29 protein-coding genes are annotated in these 26708 nt (G+C 69.4%); 14 read left to right on the top strand and 15 right to left on the bottom strand.

Features of this window, described 5'->3' with window-relative positions; genetic code table 11:
* The first annotated feature begins 46 nt into the window (after nt 1-46).
* The 4 genes from JW792_RS16335 (at nt 47) to JW792_RS16320 (ending at nt 4718) form a co-directional block, all read left to right on the top strand.
* On the top strand, nt 47-670 hold the full coding sequence (locus tag JW792_RS16335; protein ID WP_135994742.1) for a J domain-containing protein: 624 nt from the start codon (nt 47-49) through the stop codon (nt 668-670).
* 90 nt (nt 671-760) lie between these two features.
* Nucleotides 761-1750: a cobaltochelatase subunit CobS gene (gene cobS, locus JW792_RS16330; protein ID WP_135994743.1), complete on the top strand. Its 990-nt coding sequence runs from the start codon at nt 761-763 to the stop codon at nt 1748-1750.
* 21 nt (nt 1751-1771) lie between these two features.
* Nucleotides 1772-3718, top strand: a complete 1947-nt coding sequence (cobT, locus tag JW792_RS16325; protein ID WP_135994744.1) for a cobaltochelatase subunit CobT — start codon at nt 1772-1774, stop codon at nt 3716-3718.
* A gap of 4 nt (nt 3719-3722) precedes the next feature.
* Nucleotides 3723-4718, top strand: coding sequence for an esterase-like activity of phytase family protein (locus tag JW792_RS16320; protein ID WP_135994745.1), 996 nt, complete (start codon nt 3723-3725; stop codon nt 4716-4718).
* A gap of 1 nt (nt 4719) precedes the next feature.
* Here the strand turns inward: JW792_RS16320 and JW792_RS16315 are convergent, their stop codons facing one another.
* Nucleotides 4720-5514, bottom strand: coding sequence for a thioredoxin family protein (locus JW792_RS16315; protein WP_135994746.1), 795 nt, complete (start codon nt 5512-5514; stop codon nt 4720-4722).
* An 87-nt stretch (nt 5515-5601) separates the two neighbouring features.
* Between JW792_RS16315 and JW792_RS16310 the strand changes: the two genes are divergently transcribed.
* Complete coding sequence (locus JW792_RS16310; RefSeq protein WP_158291529.1) at nt 5602-6543, top strand: DMT family transporter; 942 nt, start codon at nt 5602-5604, stop codon at nt 6541-6543.
* On the opposite strand, the gene JW792_RS16305 is transcribed toward JW792_RS16310, so the two are convergent.
* Complete coding sequence (locus JW792_RS16305; RefSeq protein ID WP_135994748.1) at nt 6544-7170, bottom strand: TetR/AcrR family transcriptional regulator; 627 nt, start codon at nt 7168-7170, stop codon at nt 6544-6546.
* Nucleotides 7171-7372: 202 nt separating this feature from the next.
* Here JW792_RS16305 and JW792_RS16300 point away from each other — a divergent pair, with 202 nt between their 5' ends.
* The 4 genes from JW792_RS16300 to JW792_RS16285 are packed head-to-tail and all read left to right on the top strand — an operon-like array spanning nt 7373 to nt 9615.
* Nucleotides 7373-7579 (top strand): twin transmembrane helix small protein, encoded by a 207-nt coding sequence (locus JW792_RS16300; RefSeq protein ID WP_135994749.1) that lies wholly within the window; start codon nt 7373-7375, stop codon nt 7577-7579.
* 31 nt (nt 7580-7610) lie between these two features.
* Entirely contained in the window at nt 7611-8192 is a 582-nt protein-coding gene (locus JW792_RS16295; protein WP_135994750.1) for a cob(I)yrinic acid a,c-diamide adenosyltransferase, read from the top strand.
* A 48-nt stretch (nt 8193-8240) separates the two neighbouring features.
* A complete protein-coding gene (locus tag JW792_RS16290) occupies nt 8241-9032 on the top strand; it encodes a ZIP family transporter (RefSeq protein ID WP_135994751.1) in 792 nt (263 codons plus the stop codon).
* Nucleotides 9019-9615 (top strand): ZrgA family zinc uptake protein, encoded by a 597-nt coding sequence (locus JW792_RS16285; RefSeq protein WP_158291530.1) that lies wholly within the window; start codon nt 9019-9021, stop codon nt 9613-9615. Before JW792_RS16290 ends, JW792_RS16285 begins: the two co-directional genes overlap by 14 nt.
* On the opposite strand, the gene JW792_RS16280 is transcribed toward JW792_RS16285, so the two are convergent.
* From JW792_RS16280 to ruvC, 6 genes are all read right to left on the bottom strand, one after another.
* A complete protein-coding gene (locus JW792_RS16280) occupies nt 9597-10154 on the bottom strand; it encodes a DUF3299 domain-containing protein (RefSeq protein WP_158291531.1) in 558 nt (185 codons plus the stop codon). The two genes, JW792_RS16285 and JW792_RS16280, sit on opposite strands and share 19 nt — an antisense overlap.
* Nucleotides 10155-10255: 101 nt before the next feature.
* Entirely contained in the window at nt 10256-10702 is a 447-nt protein-coding gene (ybgC, locus tag JW792_RS16275; RefSeq protein WP_135994754.1) for a tol-pal system-associated acyl-CoA thioesterase, read from the bottom strand.
* A gap of 17 nt (nt 10703-10719) precedes the next feature.
* A complete protein-coding gene (locus JW792_RS16270; RefSeq protein WP_135994755.1) occupies nt 10720-11976 on the bottom strand; it encodes an SAM-dependent methyltransferase in 1257 nt (418 codons plus the stop codon).
* Between the two features lie 123 nt (nt 11977-12099).
* Nucleotides 12100-13134, bottom strand: coding sequence for a Holliday junction branch migration DNA helicase RuvB (gene ruvB, locus JW792_RS16265; RefSeq protein ID WP_135994756.1), 1035 nt, complete (start codon nt 13132-13134; stop codon nt 12100-12102).
* Nucleotides 13131-13772 (bottom strand): Holliday junction branch migration protein RuvA, encoded by a 642-nt coding sequence (gene ruvA / locus JW792_RS16260; RefSeq protein WP_135994757.1) that lies wholly within the window; start codon nt 13770-13772, stop codon nt 13131-13133. Before ruvA ends, ruvB begins: the two co-directional genes overlap by 4 nt.
* Nucleotides 13769-14266 (bottom strand): crossover junction endodeoxyribonuclease RuvC, encoded by a 498-nt coding sequence (ruvC, locus tag JW792_RS16255; RefSeq protein WP_135994758.1) that lies wholly within the window; start codon nt 14264-14266, stop codon nt 13769-13771. Before ruvC ends, ruvA begins: the two co-directional genes overlap by 4 nt.
* 162 nt (nt 14267-14428) lie before the next feature.
* On the opposite strand from ruvC, the gene JW792_RS16250 reads away from it, so the two are divergent.
* Both JW792_RS16250 and JW792_RS16245 read left to right on the top strand, forming a co-directional pair.
* On the top strand, nt 14429-15082 hold the full coding sequence (locus tag JW792_RS16250; protein WP_135994759.1) for a hypothetical protein: 654 nt from the start codon (nt 14429-14431) through the stop codon (nt 15080-15082).
* Between the two features lie 3 nt (nt 15083-15085).
* Entirely contained in the window at nt 15086-16267 is a 1182-nt protein-coding gene (locus JW792_RS16245; RefSeq protein WP_135994760.1) for a cupin domain-containing protein, read from the top strand.
* A gap of 18 nt (nt 16268-16285) precedes the next feature.
* Here JW792_RS16245 and JW792_RS16240 read toward each other — a convergent pair whose 3' ends face one another.
* On the bottom strand, nt 16286-17686 hold the full coding sequence (locus JW792_RS16240; protein WP_135994761.1) for an alpha/beta hydrolase: 1401 nt from the start codon (nt 17684-17686) through the stop codon (nt 16286-16288).
* Nucleotides 17687-17710: 24 nt separating this feature from the next.
* On the bottom strand, nt 17711-18331 hold the full coding sequence (locus JW792_RS16235; protein WP_135994762.1) for a TetR/AcrR family transcriptional regulator: 621 nt from the start codon (nt 18329-18331) through the stop codon (nt 17711-17713).
* Between the two features lie 230 nt (nt 18332-18561).
* On the opposite strand from JW792_RS16235, the gene JW792_RS16230 reads away from it, so the two are divergent.
* Together JW792_RS16230 and JW792_RS16225 are read left to right on the top strand one after the other, a co-directional pair.
* Nucleotides 18562-19218 (top strand): hypothetical protein, encoded by a 657-nt coding sequence (locus JW792_RS16230; protein ID WP_135994763.1) that lies wholly within the window; start codon nt 18562-18564, stop codon nt 19216-19218.
* A gap of 26 nt (nt 19219-19244) precedes the next feature.
* A complete protein-coding gene (locus tag JW792_RS16225; protein WP_135994764.1) occupies nt 19245-19865 on the top strand; it encodes a hypothetical protein in 621 nt (206 codons plus the stop codon).
* On the opposite strand, the gene tkt is transcribed toward JW792_RS16225, so the two are convergent.
* The 5 genes from tkt to JW792_RS16200 all read right to left on the bottom strand — a co-directional run bounded on the left by tkt (nt 19862) and on the right by JW792_RS16200 (nt 25747).
* A complete protein-coding gene (gene tkt, locus JW792_RS16220; RefSeq protein ID WP_135994765.1) occupies nt 19862-21850 on the bottom strand; it encodes a transketolase in 1989 nt (662 codons plus the stop codon). The two genes, JW792_RS16225 and tkt, sit on opposite strands and share 4 nt — an antisense overlap.
* A 62-nt stretch (nt 21851-21912) precedes the next feature.
* Nucleotides 21913-23448 (bottom strand): glucose-6-phosphate isomerase, encoded by a 1536-nt coding sequence (gene pgi, locus JW792_RS16215; RefSeq protein ID WP_135994766.1) that lies wholly within the window; start codon nt 23446-23448, stop codon nt 21913-21915.
* Between the two features lie 78 nt (nt 23449-23526).
* The gene (locus JW792_RS16210; protein ID WP_158291533.1) at nt 23527-24291 is read right to left on the bottom strand and encodes an aldo/keto reductase; all 765 of its coding nucleotides are present in this window, start codon (nt 24289-24291) and stop codon (nt 23527-23529) included.
* Nucleotides 24292-24323: 32 nt separating this feature from the next.
* Complete coding sequence (gene cmk / locus JW792_RS16205; protein ID WP_135994768.1) at nt 24324-24950, bottom strand: (d)CMP kinase; 627 nt, start codon at nt 24948-24950, stop codon at nt 24324-24326.
* Nucleotides 24951-24976: 26 nt separating this feature from the next.
* A complete protein-coding gene (locus tag JW792_RS16200) occupies nt 24977-25747 on the bottom strand; it encodes a YebC/PmpR family DNA-binding transcriptional regulator (protein WP_135994769.1) in 771 nt (256 codons plus the stop codon).
* A gap of 181 nt (nt 25748-25928) precedes the next feature.
* Between JW792_RS16200 and kdsB the strand changes: the two genes are divergently transcribed.
* Nucleotides 25929-26708, top strand: coding sequence for a 3-deoxy-manno-octulosonate cytidylyltransferase (kdsB, locus tag JW792_RS16195; protein WP_135994770.1), 780 nt, complete (start codon nt 25929-25931; stop codon nt 26706-26708).

Here is a 26708-nt window from a genome sequence, read left to right as displayed (position 1 = left end):
CCTGTTCATTGCCCGGCAACCGCGCCGCCCCCATACTTACCGGGCCATGACGCAGGCCTTCAAATACCGTCCGCGGTTCAAGGATATCCGCATCAAGCCCCCGAAGGACGAGCCCCGGGAGCAGGAGAAGGTGTGCGAGTATCCCAAGTGCCAGCGCAAGGCCGACAGCCGGGCCCCCAAGGGGCCTGACCGCCTGCACGAGTATCACTGGTTCTGCCAGTCGCACGCGGCCGAGTACAACAAGTCCTGGAACTTCTTCGAGGGCCTCAGTGAATCGGCGGCGCGCAGCTATCAGGACTCGATGGCCTACGGCCACCGGCCGACCTGGAATTTCTCGCGCGGCTCCAACCCGCGCAAGCGCGCCGAGCGCGCCTCGGTGGACTGGCAGAAGGCGTTCTTCGATCCCTTTTCCCTGTTCGGCGACAGCCCGCCGCCCGGCCATGAGCGCCGCCATGTCTACGAGGGACCGCGTCCCGGCCGGCTGCAGGAGAAGGCGCTCGACGAGCTCGGCCTGGAGTTCGGCTGCGAGAAGAGCGCGGTCAGGAAACGCTATGCCGAGTTGGTGCGCACCTACCACCCGGATTCCAACGGCGGTGACAGGAGCCACGAGGAAAGGCTTCAAAAAGTGGTCGCGGCCTACCAGATACTGAAAAGCGCCGGGATGGCCTGAAGGGGATTTTTCCGATCTTCGCTGGCGAGTGCATGCTGCACGCGCTAACTATGCGCACCCGTGCGAGTCCCGCATCAAGCTTGGATGATTATGACCGACGATCTGCTCACTTCCCTGAAACCCGACACCACGGCCGACTGCAAGGCGCTGTTCGGATTTGATCCCGGCTTCAAGGTGCCGGCCTTCTCTGCTCGCGACGAGCACGTGCCCGCGATCGATCCGACCTATGTCTTCGACGAAGCGACGACGCGGGCGATCCTCGCCGGGTTCGCCTTCAACCGCCGGGTGATGATCCAGGGCTATCACGGCACCGGCAAGTCCACGCACGTGGAACAGGTCGCCGCGCGGCTGAACTGGCCGATGATCCGGGTCAATCTCGACAGCCATGTCAGCCGCATCGACATGGTCGGCAAGGACCAGATCGTGGTGCGCGACGGCCAGCAGATCACCGAGTTCCAGGAAGGCATCCTGCCCTGGGCGGTGCAGCGCCCCGTGGCACTCCTGTTCGACGAGTACGATGCCGGCCGGCCCGACGTCATGTTCGTCATCCAGCGCGTGCTGGAGGCGTCCGGTTCGCTCACCCTGCTCGACCAGACCCGCGTCATCCACCCGCACAGCCATTTCCGCCTGTTCGCGACGACGAACACGGTGGGCCTCGGCGACACGACCGGCCTCTATCACGGCACCCAGCAGATCAATCAGGGCCAGATGGACCGCTGGTCGATCGTCTCCACGCTCAACTACCTGCCCGCCGAGACCGAGCGCGCCATCGTCCAGGCCAAGCTCGGCGAGCAGGGCAAGAGCGAGGAAGGCCGGAAGATGATCGCCGACATGGTCAAGGTGGCCGACCTCACCCGCGAGGCCTTCATCAACGGGGACCTGTCCACCGTGATGAGCCCGCGCACGGTGCTGACCTGGGCGGAGAACGCGCAGATCTTCCAGGACACTGCGAACGCCTTCCGCCTGACCTTCCTGAACAAGTGCGACGAGCTTGAACGCCCGATCGTCGCGGAGTTCTATCAGCGCGTCTTCGGCGAAACCCTGCCCGAGAGCCCGGTCAAGCCGGGCCGGGCGGCGTAAGGGGCGAAGCAGAGAAGCGAATTGACCGAACACACCCCAGCCGAAACCTTCAAGCGCGCCCTGTCCGCGGCGACGCGCTCGATCGCGCGAGATCGCGAGCTGGAAGTGCGCTTCGGCGGCGAGGTTGCGGGCATCGTCAAGGGCCGTGCCTTGCTGCCCAATCCCCCCGAGGATATCGACGAGGCCACGGCGGCGAAGCTGCGCGGCAAGGCCGACGCGATCGCCCTGCGCCTGGCGCTTCACGACAGCGAGACCCATGCCGGGGCGCTGCCGCCCGGAACCAGGGGCAAGCAGATCTTCGAGGCCGCCGAGCAGGCGCGTTGCGAGGCGCTCGGCGCGCGCGCAATGAAGGGCGTGGCCGACAATCTCGAAGCCTCGCTGATCGAGAAATGCCTGCGCGAGGGCTGGCAGCACGCCGAGGACCGCCAGGCGGCCCCGCTCGCCGACGCGATCTCCATGCTGGTGCGCGAGCGCATCTCCGGCCGTCCCGCTCCGGACGCGGCCAAGGGTCTCATGAAGGTCTGGCGCGAGGATCTCGAAGAGGCGGCCGGGCAGGCGCTGGACGCGCTCGCCGAGAGCGCGGCCGACCAGAAGAGCTTCGCGAAGGCCCTCAGACAGGTCATCCGCGATCTCGACCTTTCCGAGGAACTCGGCGAAGAGGCCGAGGAGGACGAAGCCTCCGAGGCGGAAGACGATTCCGGCGTCGAGCAGGAGCCCCAGTCCGGCGAGGAGGAGGGCGAGGCCGAACCCGATACCGGCGAGGACGAGCAGCCCGAGGACGCGCGCGGCTCGGCCGCCGACACCGACGACATCTCCTTCGCCGAGGAAAGCCAGACCAAGGTCGACGCCGAGGAGGAACAGTCCGAAGCCGTCCAGGCCGCGCGCCCCAACTGGGTCGCCCCCTCCGGCGAGGACGTCAACGCCTACAAGGTCTTCACCACCGAGTTCGACGAGGTCATCACCGCGACCGATCTGTGCGACACAGACGAGCTTGCCCGCCTGCGGCGCAATCTCGACCAGCACCTGAAAGGCCTGGAGAGCGCCGTCGGCCGGCTCGCCAACCGGCTGCAGCGAAAGCTGCTCGCCAAGCAGCAGCGCGCCTGGAGCTTCGATCTGGAAGAGGGCGTGCTCGATCCCTCGCGCCTGCCCCGCGTCATCATGGATCCGATGCTGCCGCTCTCCTTCAAGCAGGAGAAGGACACCGAGTTCCGCGACACGGTCGTCACCCTGCTCATCGACAATTCCGGCTCGATGCGCGGCCGGCCGATCCTGGTCGCCGCGGCGTGTGCCGACATCCTGGCGCGCACGCTCGAACGCGTCGGCGTGAAGACCGAGATCCTCGGCTTCACCACGCGCGCCTGGAAGGGCGGGCGCAGCAAGGAGAAGTGGCTCGAAGCCGGCAAGCCACCCCATCCGGGGCGGCTCAACGATCTTCGCCACATCGTCTACAAGGCCGCCGACGCGCCGTGGCGGCGCTCGCGGCCCAATCTGGGGCTGATGCTGCGCGACGGCCTGCTGAAGGAGAACATCGACGGCGAGGCCCTGCTCTGGGCGCACCGCCGCCTGCTCGGCCGACCCGAGCAGCGCAAGATCATGATGGTCATCTCCGACGGCGCACCGGTCGATGACGGCACGCAGTCGGCGAACTCTCCGGCCTATCTGGAGAAGCACCTGCGCGAGGTGATCGAACAGATCGAGACCCGATCCGGCGTGGAACTGCTCGCCATCGGCATCGGCCACGATGTCACGCGATATTACAGAAAGGCGGTTACACTGCTCGACGTGGAACAGCTCGCCGGCGCGATGACCGATCAGCTCGCGGCCCTGTTCGAGGAGAAGCCGGGCCGGAGGGGGCGCGGGCAGCGCTCGCGCGCTGCACCTGCGGGCGAGCGGGGTACGGGCGCTGCATCGGGCGGCGACCGGCTCTCGGCGGTGAGACGCGCGGTGAGCGCCGAACTGAAAAGGTAGACCCATGCTGCTGCGACCCCTCACCCTTGCCCTGCTCGGTCTCACCCTGACCGCGTGCGGCGAGCGCGAGGCGCAGGAGCTTCAGCTCGAGATCACCCCCGTCGTCCTCTTCCCGGACGACCCCGGCCGGCGCAATATCGGTGCCCTCTCCTATGCCGGCGGGATCGAGATCGCCTCTCCCGCACGCGCTTTCGGCGGCTGGTCCGCGATCGAGGTGTCGCCGGACGGCGAGCGGCTGCTCGCGATCTCCGACGGCGGCTACTGGCTCACGGCCCGACTGGTCCACGATGCCGAGGGCGAACTGACCGGCCTCGCCGGTGCCCGCCTGGCGCCCATGCTGGGCCGCGAGGGCGAGCCGGTGGAGGGCGACCACGCCGATGCCGAGGGTCTCGCCCCGCTCGGGGAAGGCCGCTACGCGGTCTCGTTCGAGCGCGAGCACCGCGTTCTCGTCTACACGATCGGCGAGGACTGGTCGGGAATCGAAACCGCCGAGCCCGAACCCTTCAACACGCCGCCGGGGCTCAACCGGCTGCGGGAGAATGGCGGCATCGAGGCGCTCGCGCCGGCCGGGGACGGGATATGGGCTGCGGTCGAATACCCGATCGTGGAGGGCCAGCCGCATACCGTCTGGCGCATCACCGCCGACGACGCGGTCGCGCACAGCGTGCGCCTGACCGACGGGTTCGGCCTGACCGGCCTCGCCCGCGCGGGCGAGGACGAACTCATCGCCATCCAGCGCTTCTGGTCGCGCCAGATCGGCAACCGCATCCGCATCAGCCGGCTGGGCGAGGAGGATCTGCGCGTGAGCGGCACGTATTCGGCAGCCGAAGGCCCGGAGCTTCTCGCCGAATTCGAGCCGGACATGACGGTGGACAACATCGAGGGCGCCGCCATCGCCGAGATCGCCGGCGAGCCGCGCCTCTTCCTGATCTCCGACGATAACTACAACGCCGATCAGCGTACCCTGCTCCTGAGCTTCCGTCTGATCGAAACGGAGTAGCTCACTGCGCTCCGGTCGGGCTGAACCGTTCCGGCGCGATGCGCTCGATCCCGGCGAAGCGCGCCGCGATCTCGCCGGTGCGGTCGAGCGCGGGATCGCGATCCTCGAGCGCGGCGCTGTCGGCGATCGCGCCGTGCTCGCTCTCCCACTCCCCCATCAGGGCCCGGGCGCGCGAGCGGGCATAGCCGGTCGCGTAAGCGCGCCGGCGCTCGGCGATTTCCGCGGGCTCCTCGGCCGCCTCGATTTCGGCGAGGCGCGCCGCAAGCGGCTCCCAGAGCGAGACCAGCGCGTCGATGTCGGCATGGGCGTGGCCCCGCGGCGCCGGGGTCGTCGAGTACCGCGAGAGATAGGCCGCGATGTCGGCCTCCGCGGCCGAATCGGCCATGCGCCAGTCGTGTACGCTCGTCGCATTCAGAAGCGCCCCATCGGGCGCCGCGATCACCACGGTTGGGGTTCCGAACACCCACTCGACACCGAAGCGCGCGAGCTGGTCCAGATTGCGGTCGCGCTCGCCGATATCGACGAAGCGCACCGCGAAATCCCGCGCCGCGCGCTCGGCAAGCCGACCCTCGCCGGTCAGGCGGTCGGCGAGCCCGCGGCTGTCATGGCACCAGTTCGCACCGAAGACGATCAGAGCGTTGACATTGCGTTCGTGCGCTTCGGCAAGTGCTGAATCCACCTGAACGGACGCATCGGCCGCCGCGTCATAGACGCGGCCTTCGCCGTCCGCGGCGCGCGATTGCGGGGCCGTGCAGGCGGTCAGGACGACGGCGAGAAGAGCGATCAGGCGGCACATCTTCGAAGACTAGCGCCGATGGCGGGCCTTGTCGCCTGCCCGCGAGCGATGCCACAACGCGTCAACCGCCCCTTGCTGGATCTCGCCATGGCTGAACCCCTTCCGGCTCATTCCGAGCGTGACCGCGATCGCGGCATGGCGCTCGGCGTCGTGGTACTGGCCGGTTCGGCGGTGCTGATCGGCTTTGCGCCGATCATGGTGAAGCTGTCCGATCTCGGCCCCCAGGCGATCGCCTTCTGGCGCCTGACCCTGGCTTTGCCCGCGCTCGCCCTCTGGCTCGCCATGTCCCGCCGGCAGCAGGGCGCGTCCGCCGGCCGGCCGGACCGGCGCGCGCTCGTGCTCGCGGGGGTGTTCTTCGCCGGCGATCTCGCCTTCTGGCATGCCGGCATCAAGATCACGACGGCCGCCAACGCGACCCTGCTCGCCAATCTCACGCCGATCATCGTCGCGATCGCGGGCTGGGTGCTGTTCAAGGAGCGCATCACGCTGCGCTTCGCCCTCGCGGCCGGCGTGGCGCTCCTGGGCGCGGTCCTGCTCTCGGCAGCCAATGTGCGCCTCGCGCCCGAGCGCCTGGCCGGCGATCTGCTCTCCGCGCTCACCGCCTTCTGGTATGCGAGCTACATCCTGTCCGTCCACTGGGCGAGACGCGGCGCATCGGCCCCGCTCGTCATGGTCTGGTCGAGCGCGATCGCGGCCGTGATCACACTCGTCGTCGCTCTCGCCTTCGGCGAGCGCCTGCTGCCAGACACGCTCGCCGGCTGGCTGCCGCTCCTCGTACTCGGGATCGTCGTGCACGCCGGCGGCCAGGGCGGGATCGCGTTCGGCCTCGGACGCGTGCCGGCCGCCCTCGCCTCGCTGATCATCCTCGTCCAGCCCGTCGTCGCGGCGGCGGCGGGATGGGTCATCTTCGGCGAGGCGCTCGTCGCGAGCCAGATCCTCGGTGCGGGGTTGGTGCTGGCAGGCGTGTATATCGCGCAGCGGGTCCGCCGCCCCCTGCCCCCGGTCACCCCGACCGAGCGGACCGGCTGATCAGGGCTTGCAGCCGCCCAGCATCAGTTCGACACGCGCGCGCAGGAGCGCGGCGGCCTGGCTGGCGTCCATGCGTTCGCGACGCTGGCGGCGGAAGACGCCGAGATAGAAGTCCTGCAGCGCGGTCAGAGTCTGGTCGATGTCGCAGCTGGGGCTGAGTTCGCCATCCGCCTTGCCCCGGTCCAGCACGCGCCGGACCGCAGCCCATGCCATGTCGAACTGGCCGAAGGTCTCGTCGTAGACCGGATCGCTCCAGAGCCAGGCGTGTCCGATCGCGGCCGCGAAAAGGTCGCCGTGCCGCGTCTGGGCCTCCAGCGTCGCCTGCATCAGGGCGACCAGCCGGTCGGCGACATCGCCGGACAGCGCACGCTCCAGCCGGTCCAGCGACTCCTGGATCGCTTCGTATTCTTCCTGGAGAATCTGGATCAGCAGCGCGGCCTTGGACGGGGCGGCGTTGAGCACCGTGCCCGGCGAGACGTCGGCAGCGTCGGCGATGAGCTTGATCGTGGTACCGTCATATCCGCGCTGGAGAAACACTTCGCGGGCCGCCTCGATGACCGCCGCCTTGGTCGCCTCGCGCCGGATGTCGCGCCGCGTCATCCGCCTGGCCTTGTCATCGCCTCGCATGAGGTGCCCCCGGGTCCTATTCAGCGAACACCGTTCACTTAAACGATTTAGCCGAGTCGCTAAAGTGTTTTGACAGTGCGAACGCCATAAACGATCGTCGTCCGGCTTTTAACCCTAAAATGAGTGCGATTTCGTGACTGCCGTCCAGTCGCGTGCGCAGCCGCGATTGCCTCCGCGCCGCGATCGGCCTAGATCAGCCACCATGATCCAGACCCTCGACATCCTGCTCTACATCGCCATGGGGATCGTGCTCGTGATCCTCGTCGCCGGCATCTACGCCCTGTTCCGCGGCGGAGAGTTCGGCCGTTCCTGGTCGAACCGCCTCATGCGCCTGCGCGTGCTGGTCCAGTTCATCGCGGTCCTGATCATCGTCGCCATCTTCTGGCTTCGCGGCGTGTTTTCCGGCTAGGCTGGCCGGCGCCAGCGAGAAGGGGGCGCCGATGGTCCGCCTGACGAAAATCTACACCAAGACCGGCGACACCGGCCGCACCCGGCTCGGCGACATGAGCGAGGTCGACAAGCACGACGCGCGCGTCGAAGCCTACGGCACGGTCGACGAAGCCAATGCGACCCTAGGGCTCGCCATCGCCGCGCTCGGCAAAGACGAGGCGCTAAAGGCGATCTTCCTGCGAATCCAGAACGATCTTTTCGATCTTGGCGCCGACCTGTGCGTCCCCGACCGCGGCAAGAAACTCGACTGGGAGCCGCTGCGCGTCACCGACGCCCAGGTCGAGCGCCTGGAAACCGAGATCGATGCCCTGAACGCCCGCCTCGCGCCGCTCGACAGCTTCGTCCTGCCGGGGGGAAGCGAGGCGGCTGCGCGCCTGCACCTTGCGCGCACCGTGACGCGCAGGGCCGAGCGACGCGTCGTCGCCCTGGCCTCGACCGGAGAACCGGTGAACGGCGCGGTGATCCGCTATCTCAACCGCCTGTCCGACCTCCTCTTCGTCGCCAGCCGCATCGCCAACGGCGATGGCGCGAGGGATGTGAAATGGGTACCGGGCCAGAGCCGGACGGGGTGAGAGAAAAAACCGGTCGACAAGCCACGTATGTTATAACATAACGGCTGCATGCCCTGGTCTGCCGAAATCCTGCCTGCCTCCCTCGGCTTTGCCGTCGCCGTCAGCGCCTCGACCGCGATCGCAGCGCTTGCGCTTCGCAAGCTGATCTCGCGCGAACTGACCGTTCAGGCCGAATTGCTGGCGGCGGGACTTCTGCTCACCACGCTCGCCCTGCACCTCCTGCCGGAAACGCTGTCCGCGAGCCCGCTGGCGGGCGCGTGGTTCCTGCTCGGCTTCCTGGCGGCCACCTTGTTCGCAGGCGCGGCACGCGCAGGCAGCGGGGCGGCGCTGTGGATCGGCCCGGCGCTGCTCGCGGTCCATTCATTCGGCGACGGGGCGGTCCACGTCACGGTCGCAGCGCTCCCCCTGTCCTGGGCAAGTCTTCCGGCCCTGATCGCGCACGAGCTTCCCGAGACGCTCGCGGCATTCGTCCTGCTGCAGCGCGCCGGGCTTGCCCCCGGTCAGGCTGCCCTTGGAGGCTTCGCGCTGGCCGGCATGACGACCCTCACCGGAGGGGCCGCGTTCGGGGAGTTCGCCAGGCAGGTCGACCCGGCGGCGATCGACGCGCTCGCCGCGGCAAGCGCGGGCGTGCTGCTGCACGTGGTCACCGGCCATCTCCTGCGCCCGTTCCAGGAACGCCCGTCGGCCGGCGCCGCAGGCGCGCTGACACTCGGCCTGACCGCCGGATTGTCGCTGAGCCTCCTCGTGACAGGGGGCCATCCGGTCCACGCTCATGCCGCCGCAGGGCCGGACTTCCGCCCCTTCCCGCCCGAGAGGGAGATCCACCATGCGATCGACTAGCCTGCTGGCCGTGCTGGCGTGCCTGGCGCTGCCGGCCGGGACCGTTCACGCCCAGGCCCATGTCCACGGGCAGGGCGAAGCCGCGATCGTGCTCGCTCCTGACGGGACGCTTCGCGTCGATCTCATCGCGCCCGCGGGCGATCTCGTGGGGTTCGAACGCGAACCGGCGAATGCCGCCGAACGCGCCGCGCTGGAGGCCGTCGAGGCGCGCATGCGAGCCCCCCTCGTGAGCTTTGTCGCCGATGCCGGCTGCACCCTCACAGGCGTCGAGTTCTCCGGCCCCGGTTCCGAGGGCCACGACCCTTCCGGGCAGGCAGGCCACGATCATCACGACCACGCGCACGACCACTTCTCACGCGAGGGCGCACCGGCCGGCGGATCGCATGCCGACATCGCCGCGGCATGGAGCTTCGCCTGTTCCACGCCGCGCGCGCTCGGCCATGCCGACTTCGCGCCCGTCTTCGAGGCCTTCCCGGGCCTCGTGCGGATCGAGGCCGCCGCCCTGCTCGGCAGGGAGCCCTTTTTCGGCGTGCTGACCGCGCAACGCAGCCGGCTCGATCTCGATCAGCGCCCGGGCCGATAGAGTTCCGAGCGCGACAGGTAAAGCGTGTAGGCCGCGTCGGCGAGTTCGCTCTCCACCATCCGGGTTTCCAGCACGCCTTCGACCCAGCGCGCCTCCCAGATCTCGCCGATCGACACCGGCTCTTCGGCCACGACATAGACGACCTGGTTCGGCGGCGGGGGCGGATAATGCACGCAGGCCCCGTAGAACGGGACCAGCAGGAACTCGCTCGCCCGCCCGCGCGTGGCCGCATCCAGCGGGAGCAGGTAGCCGGGCATGCGAATGTGCAGCCCGTCGAGTTCGCTCACCACCGCCGACGATCCGGTCTGCGCCGCCGCCGGCGCGGACTCCTCGTGGTCGGCCGCCGGCTGCATCGCGTACTGCATCAGGCTCATCTGGCGTTCGAGTTCGGCCAGCTCCTCGTCCGGGATCAGGTCGCTCCACACGATCGGTTCCGGCTCGCCCGGCGGCGCGGGCACGAAGCGCTCGGGCGCGCGCGCATGCCCGGGCTTGGGCTGACCGCAGCCCGCGAGCGCAAGAGCGAGCAGCGCGAGAGCCATGGCTGCGCATCTGAGCATGGTATGGGAGCCGGGCGGCATGGGCTTATCCTCTGCGGAGAGCGGCGTTATATTATAACGTCCACTCCCGGGCGGGAAGCCCTTCAGTCCAGCCTGGCCGCCAATGCCTGCGAAACGGATTTCGGCAGCCGCCGCGGCCGGCCGTCGAGATCGATGCAGGCGGCTTCCACCTCGGCCGTGGCGATGAGATCGTCCCCGCGCAGAATGCGCTGGGCGATGGCCATGCGCGCGCCGCGCGCCTCAAGGAAGCGGGTCTCGACCGTGAGCGCGTCGTCGATGCGCGCCGGCAGGGCGTATTCGACGGTGATCCTGCGCACGGCGAAGCCGAGCGGGGGATCGGCGCGGAGCAGCTGCTCGTGGCTTACCCCGGCCGTCCTCAGCGCGTCGGTACGCCCGCGCTCGAAGAACTTGAGATAGTTGGCGTAATAGACCACGCCCGTGAAATCGGTGTCCTCGTAATAGACCCGAACGGGCAGGAGATGGAGTGGCCCGGTCCAGCGGCCGGCCTCGGGGGTTTGCGCATCGCTCATGGCCACAGCGATTAGCGCTATTCGGCCGGATGCTCCACCTTGTCCTCGCTCATCGTCTGCTCCAGCGGATGAGCGTTCTCGAAGCGGTGGATGTAGTCGCGCGTCAGCGGCACGGCTGCATGGGTCTTGGCCAGCTGGATCTGGAACACCATCATCTCGCCCTCGATGAAGCTCATCTCCGAGCCGGCGAGATAGAAGTCCCACATCCTGCAGAAGCGCTCGTCGTAGAGCTCGGCGATCTCGTCCCAGTGCGCCCGGAAGCGCGCCCGCCAGTGATTGAGCGTCTTGGCGTAGTGCAGGCGCAGGACCTCCACATCGGTGACCTTGAGCCCCGTCTTCTCGATCACCGGCAGGACCTCGGAGAGGGCCGGGATGTAGCCGCCGGGGAAGATGTACTTCGCGAGCCAGGGGTTGGTCGTGCCCGGCGGGCCGGAGCGCCCGATCGAGTGGATGACGGCAACGCCGTCATCCTTCAGGAGCTCGGCGACCTTCTCGAAATACTCCCGGTAATGGCCGACCCCGACATGCTCGAACATGCCGACCGAGACGATGCGGTCATAGCGCTTCTCCACGTCGCGATAGTCCTGCAGGTGGAAGCGGGCCTGGCGCTCCAGCTTCTCGCGCCTGGCCCACGCGCTCGCCCAGGCGTGCTGCTCGGTGGAGAGCGTGACCCCGTCCACGCGCTGCGCGCCGAGCCGGACGAGATGCATGGCCAGGCTCCCCCAGCCGCAACCGATATCGAGCACGCGCGCATTCGGCGTCAGGCGCAGCTTCGCGGCGAGATGACGCGCCTTGGCCGCCTGGGCCTCTTCAAGGGTTTCCCTGCCGGTCGGGAAGTAGGCGCAGGAATAGAAGCGGTCGGAATCGAGGAAGCGCGCGTAGAGCTCGCTCGACAGGTCGTAATGATGGGCGACATTGTCGCGCGCCTTTCCGACCGGGTTGTGCTGGTCGAAGCGGCGCTTGAGAAACCGCAGGCCTTGCATGAAGCGGTGGTGGAAGCCGTTTCCGTCAAGATACTTCATGTTGCGCATCAGCACGCGCAGGACATCGCTGATGTCGCAGTCCTGCGGGGTGATGACGCCGTCCATATAGCCCTCGCCGAGCGCAAGCTCGGGCTGGAGCACCATCGCCCGCTCCGCCTTCGCCGTATGGAAACGCAGCGTGGCCCGGGGACCATCGCGCTCGCCCTCGATGCGATGTTCGCGGCCCGTGTGATCGATGAGCGTAAGACGGCCTTCCCGGACGACCCGGCGGGCAAGGGTGGCTAACAGCATGGGTGCGCTCCCGGTTTCAAACCCGGAAGGCAACGCTCGGCCGCCTTCAACCGTTCCCGCGACCTGACGCGCTTCCGGCTCTGCCCTGACTGGACAGCATATGGGAATCGCGCGGCGCGATGTCTACTTGGACTCGGAGAACAGGTCGGGCGCGCTGCGCGGCGGTTCCAGGCCCATGTGCCGCCAGGCGCGCGGGGCGGCGATGCGCCCGCGCGGGGTGCGCTGGATGAAGCCCTGCTGGATGAGGAAGGGCTCGACGACCTCCTCGAGCGCATCGCGCGCCTCCGCGCAGGCCGCGGCCAAAGTCTCCACGCCGGCCGGCCCGCCGGCAAAGCCCTCGATGAGGATTTTCAGATAGCGCCGGTCCAGGCTGTCGAGGCCGATCTCGTCGACCTCCAGGCGTTTGAGCGCCCGGTCGGCGACCTTGCGGTCGATGAGCGTCGCCCCCTCCGCGTCCGCGAAATCGCGCACCCGGCGCAGGAGGCGCCCGGCGACGCGCGGCGTGCCGCGGGCCCGGCGGGCGATCTCGCGCGCACCCGCCTCGTCCATGGCGGCCCCGAGCTTGCCGGCCCCGCGCGTGACGATGCTGGCCAACTCGGCCTCGTCGTAGAATTCCAGCCGCACCGGCACGCCGAACCGGTCGCGCAGCGGGGTTGCCAGCAGGCCCGCGCGCGTCGTCGCACCGACCAGGGTGAAGGGCGGCAGGTCGATGCGCACGGTGCGCGCGCTCGGCCCCTCCCCGATGACGAGATCGAGGCAGAAATCCTCCATCGCCGGATAGAGGATCTCCTCCACCGCCGGCAGCAGGCGGTGGATCTCGTCGATGAACAGGACGTCGCGCTCTTCAAGATTGGTCAGGATCGCCGCGAGATCGCCGGCCCGCGCGATGACCGGTCCGGAGGTCGCACGGAAATTCACCCCGAGTTCGCGCGCGACGATCTGGGCGAGCGTCGTCTTGCCGAGGCCCGGCGGACCGGACAGGAGCACATGGTCTAGAGCCTCGCCGCGCCGTGCGGCGGCCTCGACGAAGACCTTCAGGTTGGCGATGGCGGCGGGCTGGCCGACGAACTCGTCGAAGCTCAGCGGGCGCAGCGCCTTGTCGCGCGTGTCGCCGGCAGCCGGGTCGGGCGAGACGATGCGGGTCTCCTCCTCGCTCATCGCGCCAGCTCCTTCAGGGCGGTGCGGATGAGGGCGGCCTCATTCGCCTCCGCGCCCAGCGTGCGGGCGGCCGCGGCGGCGGCCTGACGAGCCTCGCTCTCGCCATAGCCGAGATTGACGAGCGCGGAAACCGCGCCTTCGCGCGCCGCGCCGGCGGAGGGTTCGGCCGGCGCCGCGGAAGCGGGCTTGCCGGTGCCCACCACGGCGGCAAGGCTACGGCCGGCGAGCTGGCGCCCGGTGGGCGGGGCCTTGTCCTTCAGCTCCGCCGCGATGCGCTGGGCGAGCTTCTTGCCCACGCCCTTGGCCCGCTCGAAGGTGGAGGCATCGCCGAGCGCGGCCGCGTTCTCGATCTCGCCGGCCGGGACGGCGTCGAGCATCGCCAGCGCATGCTTGGCCCCGACTCCCTGCACGCTCTGCAGGCGGACGAACCAGGCCCGCTCCATGTCGTCGAGAAAGCCGTAGAGCCGGAACACGTCCTCGCGCACATAGGTCTCGATGTGCAGCACCGCCTCGCCACCCGGCTCCAGCCTTGCAAGGGTTCTCGCGCCGGCGGTGACGAGATAGCCGACCCCGGCGACGTCGAGGACCAGCTCGTCCTCGCCGATCGCGTCGACGATGCCTTTCAGCTTGCCGATCATGAGGCCAGCCTCGCACGTGCGCTGCGGTGATGGGCGTGGCAGATGGCGATGGCGAGCGCGTCGGCGGCATCGGCCTCGGCCTTCGTCCCCGGCAGGAGGACGGCGATCATCGCCGCGATCTGCCCCTTGTCTGCCGCGCCGGTGCCGACCACGGACTTCTTCACGAGGCGCGGCGCGTACTCGGCGACGGGAAGCCCGGCTCGCGCCGGGGCGAGCACCGCGGCCGCACGGGCCTGGCCGAGCTTCAGCGCCGAGCCGGCATTGGCGGAAACGAACTGGTCCTCCACCGCGGCTTCGGCCGGAGCGTGAGCCTCGATCAGCGCCTCGACCGCGTCGTGGATGTGGCGCAGGCGCTCGGCCATCGGCGCCTTCGCGGGCGCCTTGATGACACCCCAGGCGATGGCCGACAGGCGGGTGCCGGCCTGCTCGATGACGCCCCAGCCGGTGGCGTTGAGGCCGGGATCGATCCCGAGAATGCGAATCGCAAGGCTCATGCGGGCGAGCATAGCGCGGCGCGTCCGGCGTGACTGCCCTCGCCTTCACCCAAACGCGCAGCGGATTCTCCTCGCGGCGGGATGGCGCACGCGAAAAAACCCTGTACGATGTATGGCATTCGGACGATCCGCGCGAGGGACGCCGAACCAAGGGGGGACAGGATGAGCAAGAAGCGCTCGCTGTCACGGCGATCATTTCTGGCCCGCGTAGCGGGCGGTGCGACCTTGCTCGGCCTCGGTGGATGCGCCACCACCGGGCCGGGCTATACCGGCTATACCGATAGCGATTCGGGACCCTATGCCGACGCGCCCGGCTACGGACGCGGCGCCGGCTATGGCGGGCGCAGCTGCACCGACGGGGACACCGGCACCTATGCCGACCCCGCCGGTCAGGGCCGCCATTGCCGCGGAACCGGCTATACCGACGGCGATACCGGCGCCTATGCCGACCCGCCGGGCGGCGGGCGCGGCTATACCGGCAGCGGCTGCAGCGATGCCGACAGCGGTACCTATGCCGACCCCTCCGGCCAAGGCCGCCATTGCCGCGGAACCGGCTATACCGACGGCGATACCGGTGCCTATGCCGACCCGCCGGGCGGCGGGCGCGGCTATACCGGCAGCGGCTGCAGCGATGCCGACAGCGGGACCTATGCCGACCCCTCCGGCCAAGGCCGCCATTGCCGCGGAACCGGCTATACCGACGGCGATACCGGCGCCTATGCCGACCCGCCGGGCGGCGGGCGCGGGCCGCGCAGCTGCAGCGACAGCGACACCGGCAACTATGCCGACCCGATCGGCCAGGGACGGCGCTGCTAGGTCATGACGCCAACCCATTCCGGCGCCGACCTGTCCGCGCTCGCGGAGCTGCTGTGCACGGCCGACCCGGCCGGATTCCTCGCCGGGACTTACGAGCGCGCACCGCTGAGGGTGCAGGCGCGGGGCCGCGATTTCACCGGGCTGATCTCGATCGCGGCGATCGACGATCTCATCGCGCGCCAACCCTTCTACGAAGGCGAGATCAGCCTCGCGCGGTCCGCGCCGAAGGTCGGCCCCGGCGACTATCTGCGCGAGGGACAGGCCGACCGGGGCGCTATCGCGCGTCTATTCCAGCAGGGCGCGACCATCATCCTGCCGCAACTTCACCGCCGCGTGCGAGCACTGGCCGCCTACTGCCGCTCGCTGGAAGCGATCTTCTCCGCCCACGTGCAGACCAACATCTACCTCACCCCGGCAAGCGCGCAGGGTTTCGAGACCCATTACGACAACCACGACGTCTTCGTGCTCCAGGTGGAGGGCACCAAGCGCTGGCGGCTCTATGACAGCCCGGCCGGCGTGCCGTTCCGCGGCGAGCGCTTCACGCCGGGCCAGTATGCCCCGGGCGAGCCCAGCGAGGATTTCGTGCTGCAGCCGGGCGACGTGCTCTACGTGCCGCGCGGGATGATGCACGACGCGATCAGCGAACCGGGCGCGCCCTCGCTGCACATCACCACGGGGATACTGGTCAAGACCTGGGCGGACTTCCTGCTCGAGGCGGTCTCGGAGGCCGCGCTGAAGGCGCCGGAGCTGCGCCGGTCGCTGCCGCCGGGCCATCACCGCGACGATTTCGACCGCTCGGTGCTGCGCGAACGGTTCGAGGCAGCCCTCGAGGCCGCGCGCGAGACCGCCGATCTCGACGCGGTCGCCGACCTGTTCGCCGACACCTTCCTGCGCACCCGCCAGCCCGACCTTGCGGGCGCGATCGCCGGCGGGCCGGTGACGCAGGAGACCAGGATCCGCAGGCGCCCCCTCGTCCAGCTGCGCCTCGCCGATGCCGACGAGAGCCATCTTGCCCTGGTGGCGCCGGGCGGGGAGATCCTGTTCGACAAGCCGGCCGAGCAGGCCCTGGACGCCTTCCTCGCCGGCGACGTCCTCGGCGCGGACGACTTCGCCGCACTCGGACCGGACCGCGGCATCGAGGCGATCGAGCGCCTGATCGCCTTCGGCGTGGCCGAGCGGGTGTGACGCCCGCCCGGGCCTAGCTCAGGGTTGGCAGGCGTCCACACCCTCGCCGGGGGCTCCGAGGAAGTCTTGAACCGCCCGCATGGTACAGCCTGGAAACTGGGGCTGGTGCGTGCCGCCGGGTATGATGATGTGGCGGACATCGGTCAGATAGCGCTCCGCGTCGAGCGCCAGGTCCAGCCCGTCGATCGGGTCGTACTCGCCGGATATCATCAGGACCGGCAGGTCCGAGCGCACCGGCTCGAGATAGTCGAGACCGATCCCGGCATCCGGCCAGGTGGAACAGGCTTCGAGCCCGTTGCGGACGCGCTGGCCGCCCATGAAGCTGCCGGCCGTCGCGACCTCGATTTCGCGCGGATCGACGAAGCGCATGTCCTCATTGCAGATCACCGTGAGCGCCATGCCGAGACTCCAGTTCGCGGTCGCCCCGACGGCGATGGGCAGTGCCGCGCCGAGAAACGGGGCGTAGTCGCCCGTGCGCGCCGCGGCGATCACGGGCGCGACGAGGTCCTGGCCCTGCGGCGCGGCCATGAACCAGGCGAGGGCCCCGGCAAAGATGTCCCGGGTCAGCACGATCGTGACGGCTTCGCCGGTGAATGGGTGAAGCGTCTCTATCGCGGCCGGCTCGCGCTCCAGCCGCGCCAGAACTTCGTCCAGTCCCGCCTCCAGATCGCCATGACGGGCAGCGCACTCGGCCTCGGCCCGGCAGCGCCGCACCAGGCCCTCAAAGGCGTTCTGGGCATGGCGCGCCGCCGGCAGCACCGCACGCATGTTCACCGGGGCGATCGCGCGGAGCACGACCGATTCCACGCTTTGGGGGTGGCGGCGCATGTAGACGAATGCCGCACGCGTTCCGTAGGAAGCACCGTAGAGGACGATGCGGTCATAACCGAGCGCGGCGCGAACCTCGTCCAGATCGTCCATCGCCACAGGCGTCGTGTAGTGCCGGACATCGGCAGACCCGGCGAGCTGCTCCAGACACCGATGGATGAAGCCGTCGGGCATCTCGAAGACGTTGAGCGCGCGCAGGGCGGCATTCGGCTCCGTCACGGGACAGTCGAGCCGATTGCTGCGGCCCGTCCCGCGCTGGTCAACCAGCACGATGTCGCGCTCGCGGCGAACAAGGCTCCAGTCCTCCCCGAGGAACATAGCCCCGGCGTCGGTCGCCGCCTCGCCCGGTCCGCCGGTCAGGAAGAAGACCGGTGCCTTCGTCGCCTCCTCGGTGGCGGGCAGGACCATGATATTGAGATCGAACATCCGTCCCACCCGCTGCGCCCGGTTTTCGTAGACCGGATAGAGGCCGCAAAGGGCGGACGAACCGCCGGCGGCCTCGCACGGGGCCAACTCCGGCGCTTCGGCGCGGGCGGGAGCGCACAGCACAAGCAACCAGCCCAGCAAAACGAAAATCAGCTTCGGCTTCATCACCCAGTCTCCGTTCAGGAAATCTCACCCGGCCGCGAGATAGCCGGTGAAGAGGACGTGCATCTCATCCACGAGAGCATCGTCATCGACATCGATGTCAGGACGTTCGTCTGCGAACAGGATCACCTCACGGATGATCGCGGCCACGCCGATCATTCCGAGATCGATCGCGCGCCCGGGGACAGGATGGCTGATGCCTCTCGCCTGCAGCAGCACCGGTCGGATGATCGCATGGATACGCCGGCCGAACTCCGCAACCCGGCGGCGGAAATGCTCATCGGAGCTGGCGCGGCTCCAGCGCGCCACCTCGGCGAGCAAGATCCGGTTTTCGCGAAAGGTCTCGACGGCCAACTCGAGATAGGCGCGAAGAATCTGTTCCGCGTGCGCTCCCCGCCAGCGATCGAGACGGAAAAGGGCTTCCGCCCGCTCCACATACCGGTCGAGAAAACTCTCGTCGCACAGACGGACAATCGCCGCAGCCTTGCTGGGAAAACGGGCATAGAAACCGCCCACCGACACGTCCGCTTCACGAGCGATGTCGGCGACCGTCATGCCTTCCAGACCTCCACTCACCAGCAAGCGCCGCACGGCGGCAAGAATCCGCTGCTCCGATTTGCGACTGCGCGACTGCTTGGCGGTAGACATCTAAAATCCGAATGCGATTCGTATTCTTACACGGATAGGCGAGAGAGAGTTCCGACGCAAGCGGAATCCGGTCTTGCCGGCAGGCGGTCCCGGTTCCGCGTCCGGTCGAGGGGCTCGAAGCGGCCTGCGAGTCGTCATTCCACTCGGGCCGGTCCCGGAACAGCGCTCGCCGGGGGCGCGTTCGAAGACCGAGACGCACCGATGCGAGCCGCGACGCGGAGACCTGATCCATGACACGCCTTGCCCCCGCACTCCTGGCGAGCCTTCCCCTTGCCCTTGGCGCCTGCAGCGAGCAGGCCGATCGCGTGGGCGAGGAGGCCGGCTATCAGGGCGGCGACCGGACGGGCGGGCAGGGCGCGAGCGCGATGTCGCCGGCGGCCTCCGCGCTCGCCGAGCGCTTCGATCTCGCCGAGCCAGACCTCATCATCGCGCCGACCACCTATCGCGCCCAGGGCGACCTGTCCTCGGGCGCCGGCATCAGCGTGGCCGTCATCGAGGAGGCCGATCCCGGCCATCTGCGGGTGTCCGGCTCGGCCGATCCCGACGCGGTCCTCGCCAATCCGGGCCTGGGACTCTCCTACCGGCTGAGCGCGGACCGCACGACCGCCTATGCCGGCCAGACCGTGATCGTCACCCTCGTCGTGCGCGCCGCCGGGGAGATCGGCGAGGGCGCGCGTCCCGCGATCCGCGCCGCCTGGGTCGCCGGCCCCGGCATGAATTCGGGCTGGCAGGAGATGGTGCTGACCACGGACTGGCAGAAGGCCGTCTTCACCTACGCCGTGCCCGAAGCGGCCGACCCCGATCCCGACCATATCGTGATCCTGCCGCCCGAGGGCGGCCAGGCCTTCGACCTCGCCGCGCTGGCCGTTCGCCCGAGCGCGCAATAGACCTTCGCAGACAGGGAGTTCGCCCCATGCGACCGACCGTTTCCGCCCTCTCCAGCCTGCTCCTGGTCTCGCTCGCCGCCTGCGGCGAGCGGGCCGCGCCGGAGCCGCAGACGCCCGAGACCGGCACCGAGGTCCCCGCCCCGAACGGCGAGACGGCGCCGGCCGACACCCATCCCGACCTGTCCGCCTACGAGGATGCCGAGTTCTTCCTCGACTACACATTCGCGGCCGGACAGACCCCGCTGCGGATTCCCGAAGGGCTCGGCTGGGAGGCCGATGGCGGCGGCTACCTCCTGACCGGCACGCTCGACGAGCTGCCCGCCTCGAGCGGGTTCACCGGCGGGGTGGCGCTGGAAATCCCGACCGGCACGGCGACCGTGCTCTCCGGCAACAGCGTCGAGGTCTTTTTCGTCGCGAGCGCGCCGCAGACGAGCGAATTCGCCCTCGCCTACTCGACGAACGACGACGGGGATTCCGGCTGGCACCGCTTCGAGGCGGGCGAGACGCCGCAAGCCTTCACCTTCACCTTCGACGTGCCCGCCATCGAGGCCGGCAGCGGGGACTATATCGGCATCGCGCCGCTCTCCGGCGGCCCGCTCGTGGTCCATGCGGTGGGTGCGCGGATGACGGGCGAAGCAGGCAACTAGACCCGCTTCAGCGCCTCCTCGGCGACCCGCTCGGCGGTGATGGCAAAATGGGCGTAGAGCTCCTCGGCCGGAGCCGAGGCGCCGAAGCCGTCCATGCCGACGAAACCGCCCTCGATGCCGATGAGGCCGTCCCAGCCCCAGCGCGCGGCGGCCTCGACGGCCACCTTGGGAAGGCCGGCCGGCACGACGCTTTCGCGATAGTCCCGATCCTCGGCGAGGAAGCGCTCCAGGCACGGCGCGGACACGACGCGGGCGCGCACGCCCTTTTCCGCCAGCATCTCCTGCGCCTTCACCGCCAGCTCGACCTCCGAACCCGTCGCGATCAGCACGATCTGCGGCTTGCCGCCCTCGGCCTCGCGCAGCACGTAGGCGCCGCGGGCCGACAGGTTGGCCGAGCCGTCGTCTTCTCTCAGATGCGGCAGCTTCTGGCGCGACAGGGCGAGCGTCGTCGGCCCGTCGGTGCGTTCGAGCGCGCAGGCCCAGGCCTCGGCGGTTTCCAGCGCGTCGCAGGGCCGGAATGTCTGCACGTTGGGCATGGCGCGCAGGGCGGAGAGATGCTCGACCGGCTGGTGGGTCGGGCCGTCTTCGCCCAGGCCGATGGAATCGTGGGTAAAGACATAGATCACCGGCTGGTTCATCAGCGCGGACAGACGCACCGCCGGGCGGCAATAGTCCGAGAAGATGAGGAAGGTCCCGCCATAGGGCCGGATCCCGCCGTGCAGGCTCATCCCGTTCATCGCCGCGGCCATGGCGTGCTCGCGAATGCCGTAATGGATGTAGCTGCCGGAGAAATCGTCTGCGGTGACGACGCCCTGGGACTTCGCCTTCGTCAGGTTCGAACCCGTCAGGTCGGCCGAACCGCCGACGAGGCCCGGGAAGGCCTCGGCGATGGCGTTGAGCGTGTTGCCCGAGGCGGCTCGGCTCGCCAGCGCGGGCTTTTCCGCCGCGATCCTGGCGGTGTAGGCGCGTAGCGCGTCGAGCGCGGCGGGCGGCGGGGTTAGCGAGAGCTGGGCCTCGAACGCGCCCTTGCTTCCGCAGGCCTCGAGACGATCCTGCCAGCGCTTGCGCTCCTGCGCACTGAGGTCTCCGACCGAGCGCCAGCGCGCGAGAATGTCATCGGGAATCTCGAACGGGCCGTGCTCCCAGCCGAGCGCCTCGCGGGCCGCGGCGATCTCGTCCGCGCCCAGGGGCGCGCCATGCGTCGCGGCCGTGCCCTGCTTGTTGGGCGCGCCGTAGCCGATCACGGTGCGCACATCGATCATAACCGGGCGGTCGGAGGTCTTGGCGGCGTCCAGCGCCTTGTCGATGGCCTTCATGTCGTGGCCGTCGCAGTCGAGCACCTTCCAGCCCGCCGCCTCGAAGCGGGCGCGGTGATCGACGGAGTCCGACAGGTTCGTGTCGCCGTCGATCGAGATCTCGTTGTCGTCCCAGAGCACGATGAGCTTGCTGAGCTTGAGATGCCCGGCAAGCGAGATCGCCTCGTGGCTGATGCCTTCCTGCAAATCGCCGTCGGAGGCGATCACCCAGGTGCGGTGATCGACGAGATCGTCGCCGAATCGCGCGTTCAGGAGCCGCTCGGCGAGCGCCATGCCGACGGCGGTGGAGATGCCCTGGCCGAGCGGGCCGGTCGTGGTCTCCACGCCCGGGCAATGGCCGTATTCGGGGTGGCCGGCGGTCTTGGAGCCGAGCTGGCGGAAATTCTTCAGCTCCTCGAGCGTCACGGCCTCGACGCCCACGAGATGCAGGAGCGAGTAGATCAGCATCGAGCCGTGGCCGGCCGAGAGCACGAAGCGGTCGCGGTCGGGCCAGGTGACGTCGGCCGGATCGAACTTGAGATGGCGCGCCCACAGCACGGTGGCCGCGTCGGCCATGCCCATCGGCATGCCGGGATGGCCCGAATTGGCGCGCTGGACCGCGTCCATGGACAGGGCCCGGATGGCGTTCGCCATCGGGGGGAGTGTGTCGAGATCGAGGGGATGGGACATGGGGCGGGCCCTCCTGGTCAGGCGGCGCGAGTATGCGGGATTCGCCCGGGTCCGGCGACCGCTTACAGGCCGAGCCGCGCGATCAGGTCCCGGGTGGCAGGATCGAAGGCGCTGACATCGCCCGTCGCGATGTCGCGCGCAAGCTGCTTGCCCAGCTCCACCCCCCACTGGTCGAACGGGTTGAGCCGATAGAGCACCGCCTCGGTGAACACCTTGTGCTCGTGCAGGGCGATCAGCGCGCCGAGCGCTCCGGGGGCGAGATCGTCCATGAGAAGCGTCGAACTCACCCGCCCGCCCGGCATGGCCTTGTGGGCGGCGAGATCGCCCTCGCCCTTGCGGCCCGCCATCAGGGCCGCGCCCTGGGCGAGCAGGTTCGCGGTCAGTGCCTTCGCGCGCTCGTCCCTGCTGGTCGCGAGCGATTTCAACGCGATGAAGTCGACCGGGGCGTCGGCGGGGGCCTGGTGCAGCCACTGGAAGAAGGAGTGCTGCACGTCGCTGCCGCGACCGCCCCAGACGAGCTGTCCGGCCGTATGCGCCCCGAGCGTCTCGCCCTCGCGCGTCACCGACTTGCCCAGGCTCTCCATCTCCAGCTGCTGGAGATAGAAGGGCAGGCGTTCCAGCCTGGAGGAATAGGCCGCGACGCAGCGCGAAAGCTTCCTCAGCCCGGCCCGGTTCCAGACGTCGATCAGCGCCTTGGCGACGGGAAGGTTCCGCTCCAGCGGCGCGTCGAGGAAATGGTCGTCCATCTCGCGCGCGCCGGTGTGCATCGCCTCGAACACTTCCGGCCCGAAGACGATCTCCAGCACGAGGCCGGCCGCCGACCACAGCGAATAGCGCCCGCCCACGCCCTCCTCGAAGGGGAAGATCTGGGACGGTTCGATGCCGAACTCGCGCGCCTTGTGCGGCGCGGCGGTCGCGGCGGCGAAGCGCCCGGAGACCCCGGTCTCGCCGAGCTTCGATACGAGCCAGGCGCGCGCGGCCTGGGCATTCATCAGGGTTTCCTGCGTCGTGAAGCTCTTCGAGGTGACGCAGAACAGCGTGGTCTCCGGCTCGGCGCCCTCCAGCGCGTCCTCGAGATCGGCCGGGTCGAGATTGGAGACGAAGCGCGCCTCCACCCCGTCCCGGCGCCAGGCCTTCAGCGCGTCGTAGACGAAGCGGGGCCCGAGATCGGAACCGCCGATGCCGATATTGACGACGCGCTTGAGGGGGTGACCCGACAGGAACTCACCCTCCCCGGCGCGCATCGCGAAGTTTGCCGTCGCGCGCCGCGCCTGGCGGATGCGCTCTGCCGTCCCGGCGTCCTTCAGGCGATCGGGATTGCGCAACGCGGTGTGCAGGGCGGGGCGGTCCTCGGTCTCGTTGACCACCTCGCCGGCGAAGAGCTTCTGCCGGCGCGCCTCGAAATCGCTCTGGCGCAGGAGGTCGAGGAGGGCCTGCCAGGCCTCGGCATCGAGACGCTGCTTGCGCGCATCGAGGGTGAGTCCGGCCGCGGACAGGAGGAGGGCCTGGTCGCGGGCCTCGTCGCGGCCGACGAGGCCGGAGAGATCGGCCTTCGACAGGCGTTCGGCGTGCGGGGCGAGCGGGTCCAGATCGGCCATGGTCATCCTCGAGCGGGCTTCTTCAGACCCAAGCTTTAGCCGGGCCCGCCCGTTCCGCCAACGGGCATTCCGGCCGGCTCAGGGCGAAAGCGCCGCATTTGCCGCGAGGTGTTCGGGCCGGGTCGTGGTCGTGAGCGCGACACCGACTTCGCGCCGCGCCAGCGCCGCCTGGAGCCCCTCGACCGCGCCGACGCGGCGTGTCTCACCGCGCAGCGGCTGCGCCAAGGCGCGTGCGAGCGGATAGAGATCGGCGGGCTTTCGCGGCAGGCGCACGGGCGGGCTTCCCGACCCGGCAGTCTCGATGGCGAAGACCTCGACGCCGGCCGCGTGCGCCCGCAGAAGGCGCGCCTCGGCGTCAGGCGCGAGGAAGGGATGGACCGGCTGCATCAGGAGCTGGAAGCGGCCTGTGTCCAGCGCGGCGTCGAGTTCGCCCCCGCGTCCCGCCGCGCCGAGCAGGGCGAAGGCGCCGGCCGATTTCAGCGTGTCGAGACGGGAGAACAGCGCATCGGTGAGCTCGTCCGGCCCGGCGCCGTGCAGGAAGAGCGCATCGAGCCCCTCGACGCCGAGCCGTTTCAGGCTGGCGCGCAGCGAGGCTTCGAGGCCTTCGGGCGTGAAGTCGCGCACCCGCCGCGACAGGCCCGCGCTCGCCAGTCCGGCCTTGGTGCAGACGAAGACCTCCTCGCGCGGCAGATCGCGCAGGGCGAGGCCGAGGCGCGTCTCCGCCTCTCCGGCCCCGTAGGCCGGGGCGGTGTCGAACACGCGGATGCCGCGTTCGAAGGCGTCTTTCAGGAGGGACAGCGTGGCGCGCCTCGGGAGGAGGGGCGTGCCGTGCGCGCCGGACACGCCGAAGCCGAGGCGGGAGGGGATCTGCGCCTTCAGCGCGCCCTCCGCTCGTCCACGATCGCGATCGCGGCTCTGACCGCCTCGTCGATCGTCATCTCGGTGGTGTCGAGCTCGACCGCGTCGGGCGCCCGGGTCAGCGGCGCGGCGGAGCGGGCGGCATCGCGCGCATCGCGCTCCTTGAGCTGGGCGAGGACCTGGTCGAACTCGATCATCTCGCCGCGATTGACGAGCTCGGCCTGGCGGCGCCAGGCGCGCGCCTCCTCGCTGGCGGTGACGTAGAGCTTCACCTCGGCCTCCGGCGCGATGACCGTGCCGATATCGCGCCCGTCCATCACGGCCCCGCCCGGCTGGCGGGCGAAGTCCTGCTGCAGCTTCAGGAGCGCGCGGCGCACGCCGGGATGGGCCGAGACGATGGAGGCCGCCACGCCCGCGCCGGCGGTGCGGATCTTCTTCTCGTCGATGGCGGAGGGGTCGAGCGCGCGCGCACGCGCCTCGGCCGCCTCGGCGTCGCGCGGATTCTCGCCGGCCTCGAGCATCTCGACCGCGACCGCGCGGTAGAGCGTGCCGGTATCCATGTGCGGCAGGGAGAAGTGGGCGGCGAGCGCCCGGGCGATGGTGCCCTTGCCCGAAGCCAGCGGCCCGTCCACGGCGATCAGCATATCGGACGCTCCCCCGCGTCTTCAGGTCAGGAGGCGAGCGCCGCCATGTCCTCGTCGGAAATCTCGAAATTGGCGTAGACGTTCTGCACGTCGTCGAGATCGTCGAGCGCTTCCATCAGCTTCATGAGCGTGGCCACCTTTTCCCCGTCGACCGGGGTGAGGTTCTGCGGCTTCCAGACGATCTTCACCGACTTGGCCTCGCCGAACCGCTCCTCCAGCGTCTCGGCGACCGCGGCGAGATCGTCGCGCGCGCAGTAGACGACGTGCTCGCCTTCCTCGCCCTCGTCCTCGTCGCCCTCTTCCTGGACCACATCCTCGGCACCCGCCTCGATGGCGGCCTCGAGCATGGCTTCCTCGTCGGCGACCGAGAGCGGGAAGCGAATCTCGCCGACCTGGTCGAACATGAAGGAGACCGAGCCGGTCTCGCCGAGATTGCCGCCATTCTTGGAGAAGGCCGCGCGCACCTCGGAGGCGGCGCGGTTCTTGTTGTCGGTGGAGGCCTCCACGATCACGCCGACGCCGCCGGGGCCGAAGCCCTCGTAGCGGATCTCGAAGTATTCCTCGACATCGCCACCCTGGCCCTTCTTGATCGCGCGCTCGATATTGTCCTTGGGCATGGACTGGCCCTTGGCATTGGCGATCGCCAGGCGCAGGCGCGGGTTCATGGCCGGATCGGGGCCGCCGATCTTCGAGGCGATCGTGATCTCCTTCGACAGCTTGGAGAACAGCTTGCCGCGAGCCTTGTCCTGACGGCCCTTGCGGTGCTGGATATTGGCCCATTTCGAATGGCCGGCCATGGTTTGCCTCCTGTGAACTCAACTCGAGCGAACGCAACACACAATGCGCGCCCGGCGCGCCGGAAGGCGCCTTCTATCCCATCGCGGTGTGCGCGCAAAGACTGCAGCGCTCTTCCGTGACGGCCCGGAGCGTGCCAGAGAAGGAGGCGCGTTTCACCCCCTCCGCCAGCGGCCCGCTTCCATGACCGTCACAGCCATCATCCCCGCCCGCTACGGCTCCTCGCGCTTTCCGGGAAAGCCGCTGCACGAGATCGCCGGCGTGCCCATGGTCGAGCGCGTCCGGCGCCTGGCCGAAGCCGCGCCGAGCGTCGACCGCGTCATCGTCGCGACCGACGACGCGCGCATCGCGGAAGCCGTCGCGGGCTTCGGCGGCGAGGCGGTGATGACCGATCCGGCCTGCCGCAACGGCACCGAGCGCGTGTTCGACGCCGCGAAGTCCTTCGCGAAGGCCGACGACGTGCTCCTCAACCTGCAGGGCGACGCGCCACTGACACCGCCCTGGGTGATCGAGGCGGTCGCAAGCGCCATGAAGGCCGAGCCCGGCCTCGAAATGGCGACCCCGGCGGTGGAACTCGCCGGCGAGGCGCTGGACAGGATGACGGCGGCCAAGCGCAGCGGAGAGGTGGGAGGCACGACGGTCGTTTTCAACCGCGACTTCAAGGCCTTGTACTTCTCCAAGGCGATCATTCCCTTCCAGCGCCATCCCGAGGCCGGCACGCCAACCTACAAGCATATCGGGCTCTACGCCTACCGCTTCTCCACCCTGGAACGCCTCGTCGCGCTCGAGCCTTCGCCCCTGGAGAAGGCCGAGAGCCTGGAACAGTTGCGCGCGCTGGAAAACGGTATCCCGATCCGTATCGTGCTGACCGACTATCGCGGCCGCACGCCCTGGAGCGTGGATTCCCCGCGCGATGCCGAGATCGCCGCCGAGATCATCGCCCGGGAAGGGGAGATCGTCTGA

It is taken from the genome of Marinicauda algicola, assembly GCF_017161425.1.
Classification (GTDB): domain Bacteria; phylum Pseudomonadota; class Alphaproteobacteria; order Caulobacterales; family Maricaulaceae; genus Marinicauda; species Marinicauda algicola.
Note: the sequence above shows the minus strand (reverse complement) of the source record. Positions and strands in the feature narration are given on the sequence as shown.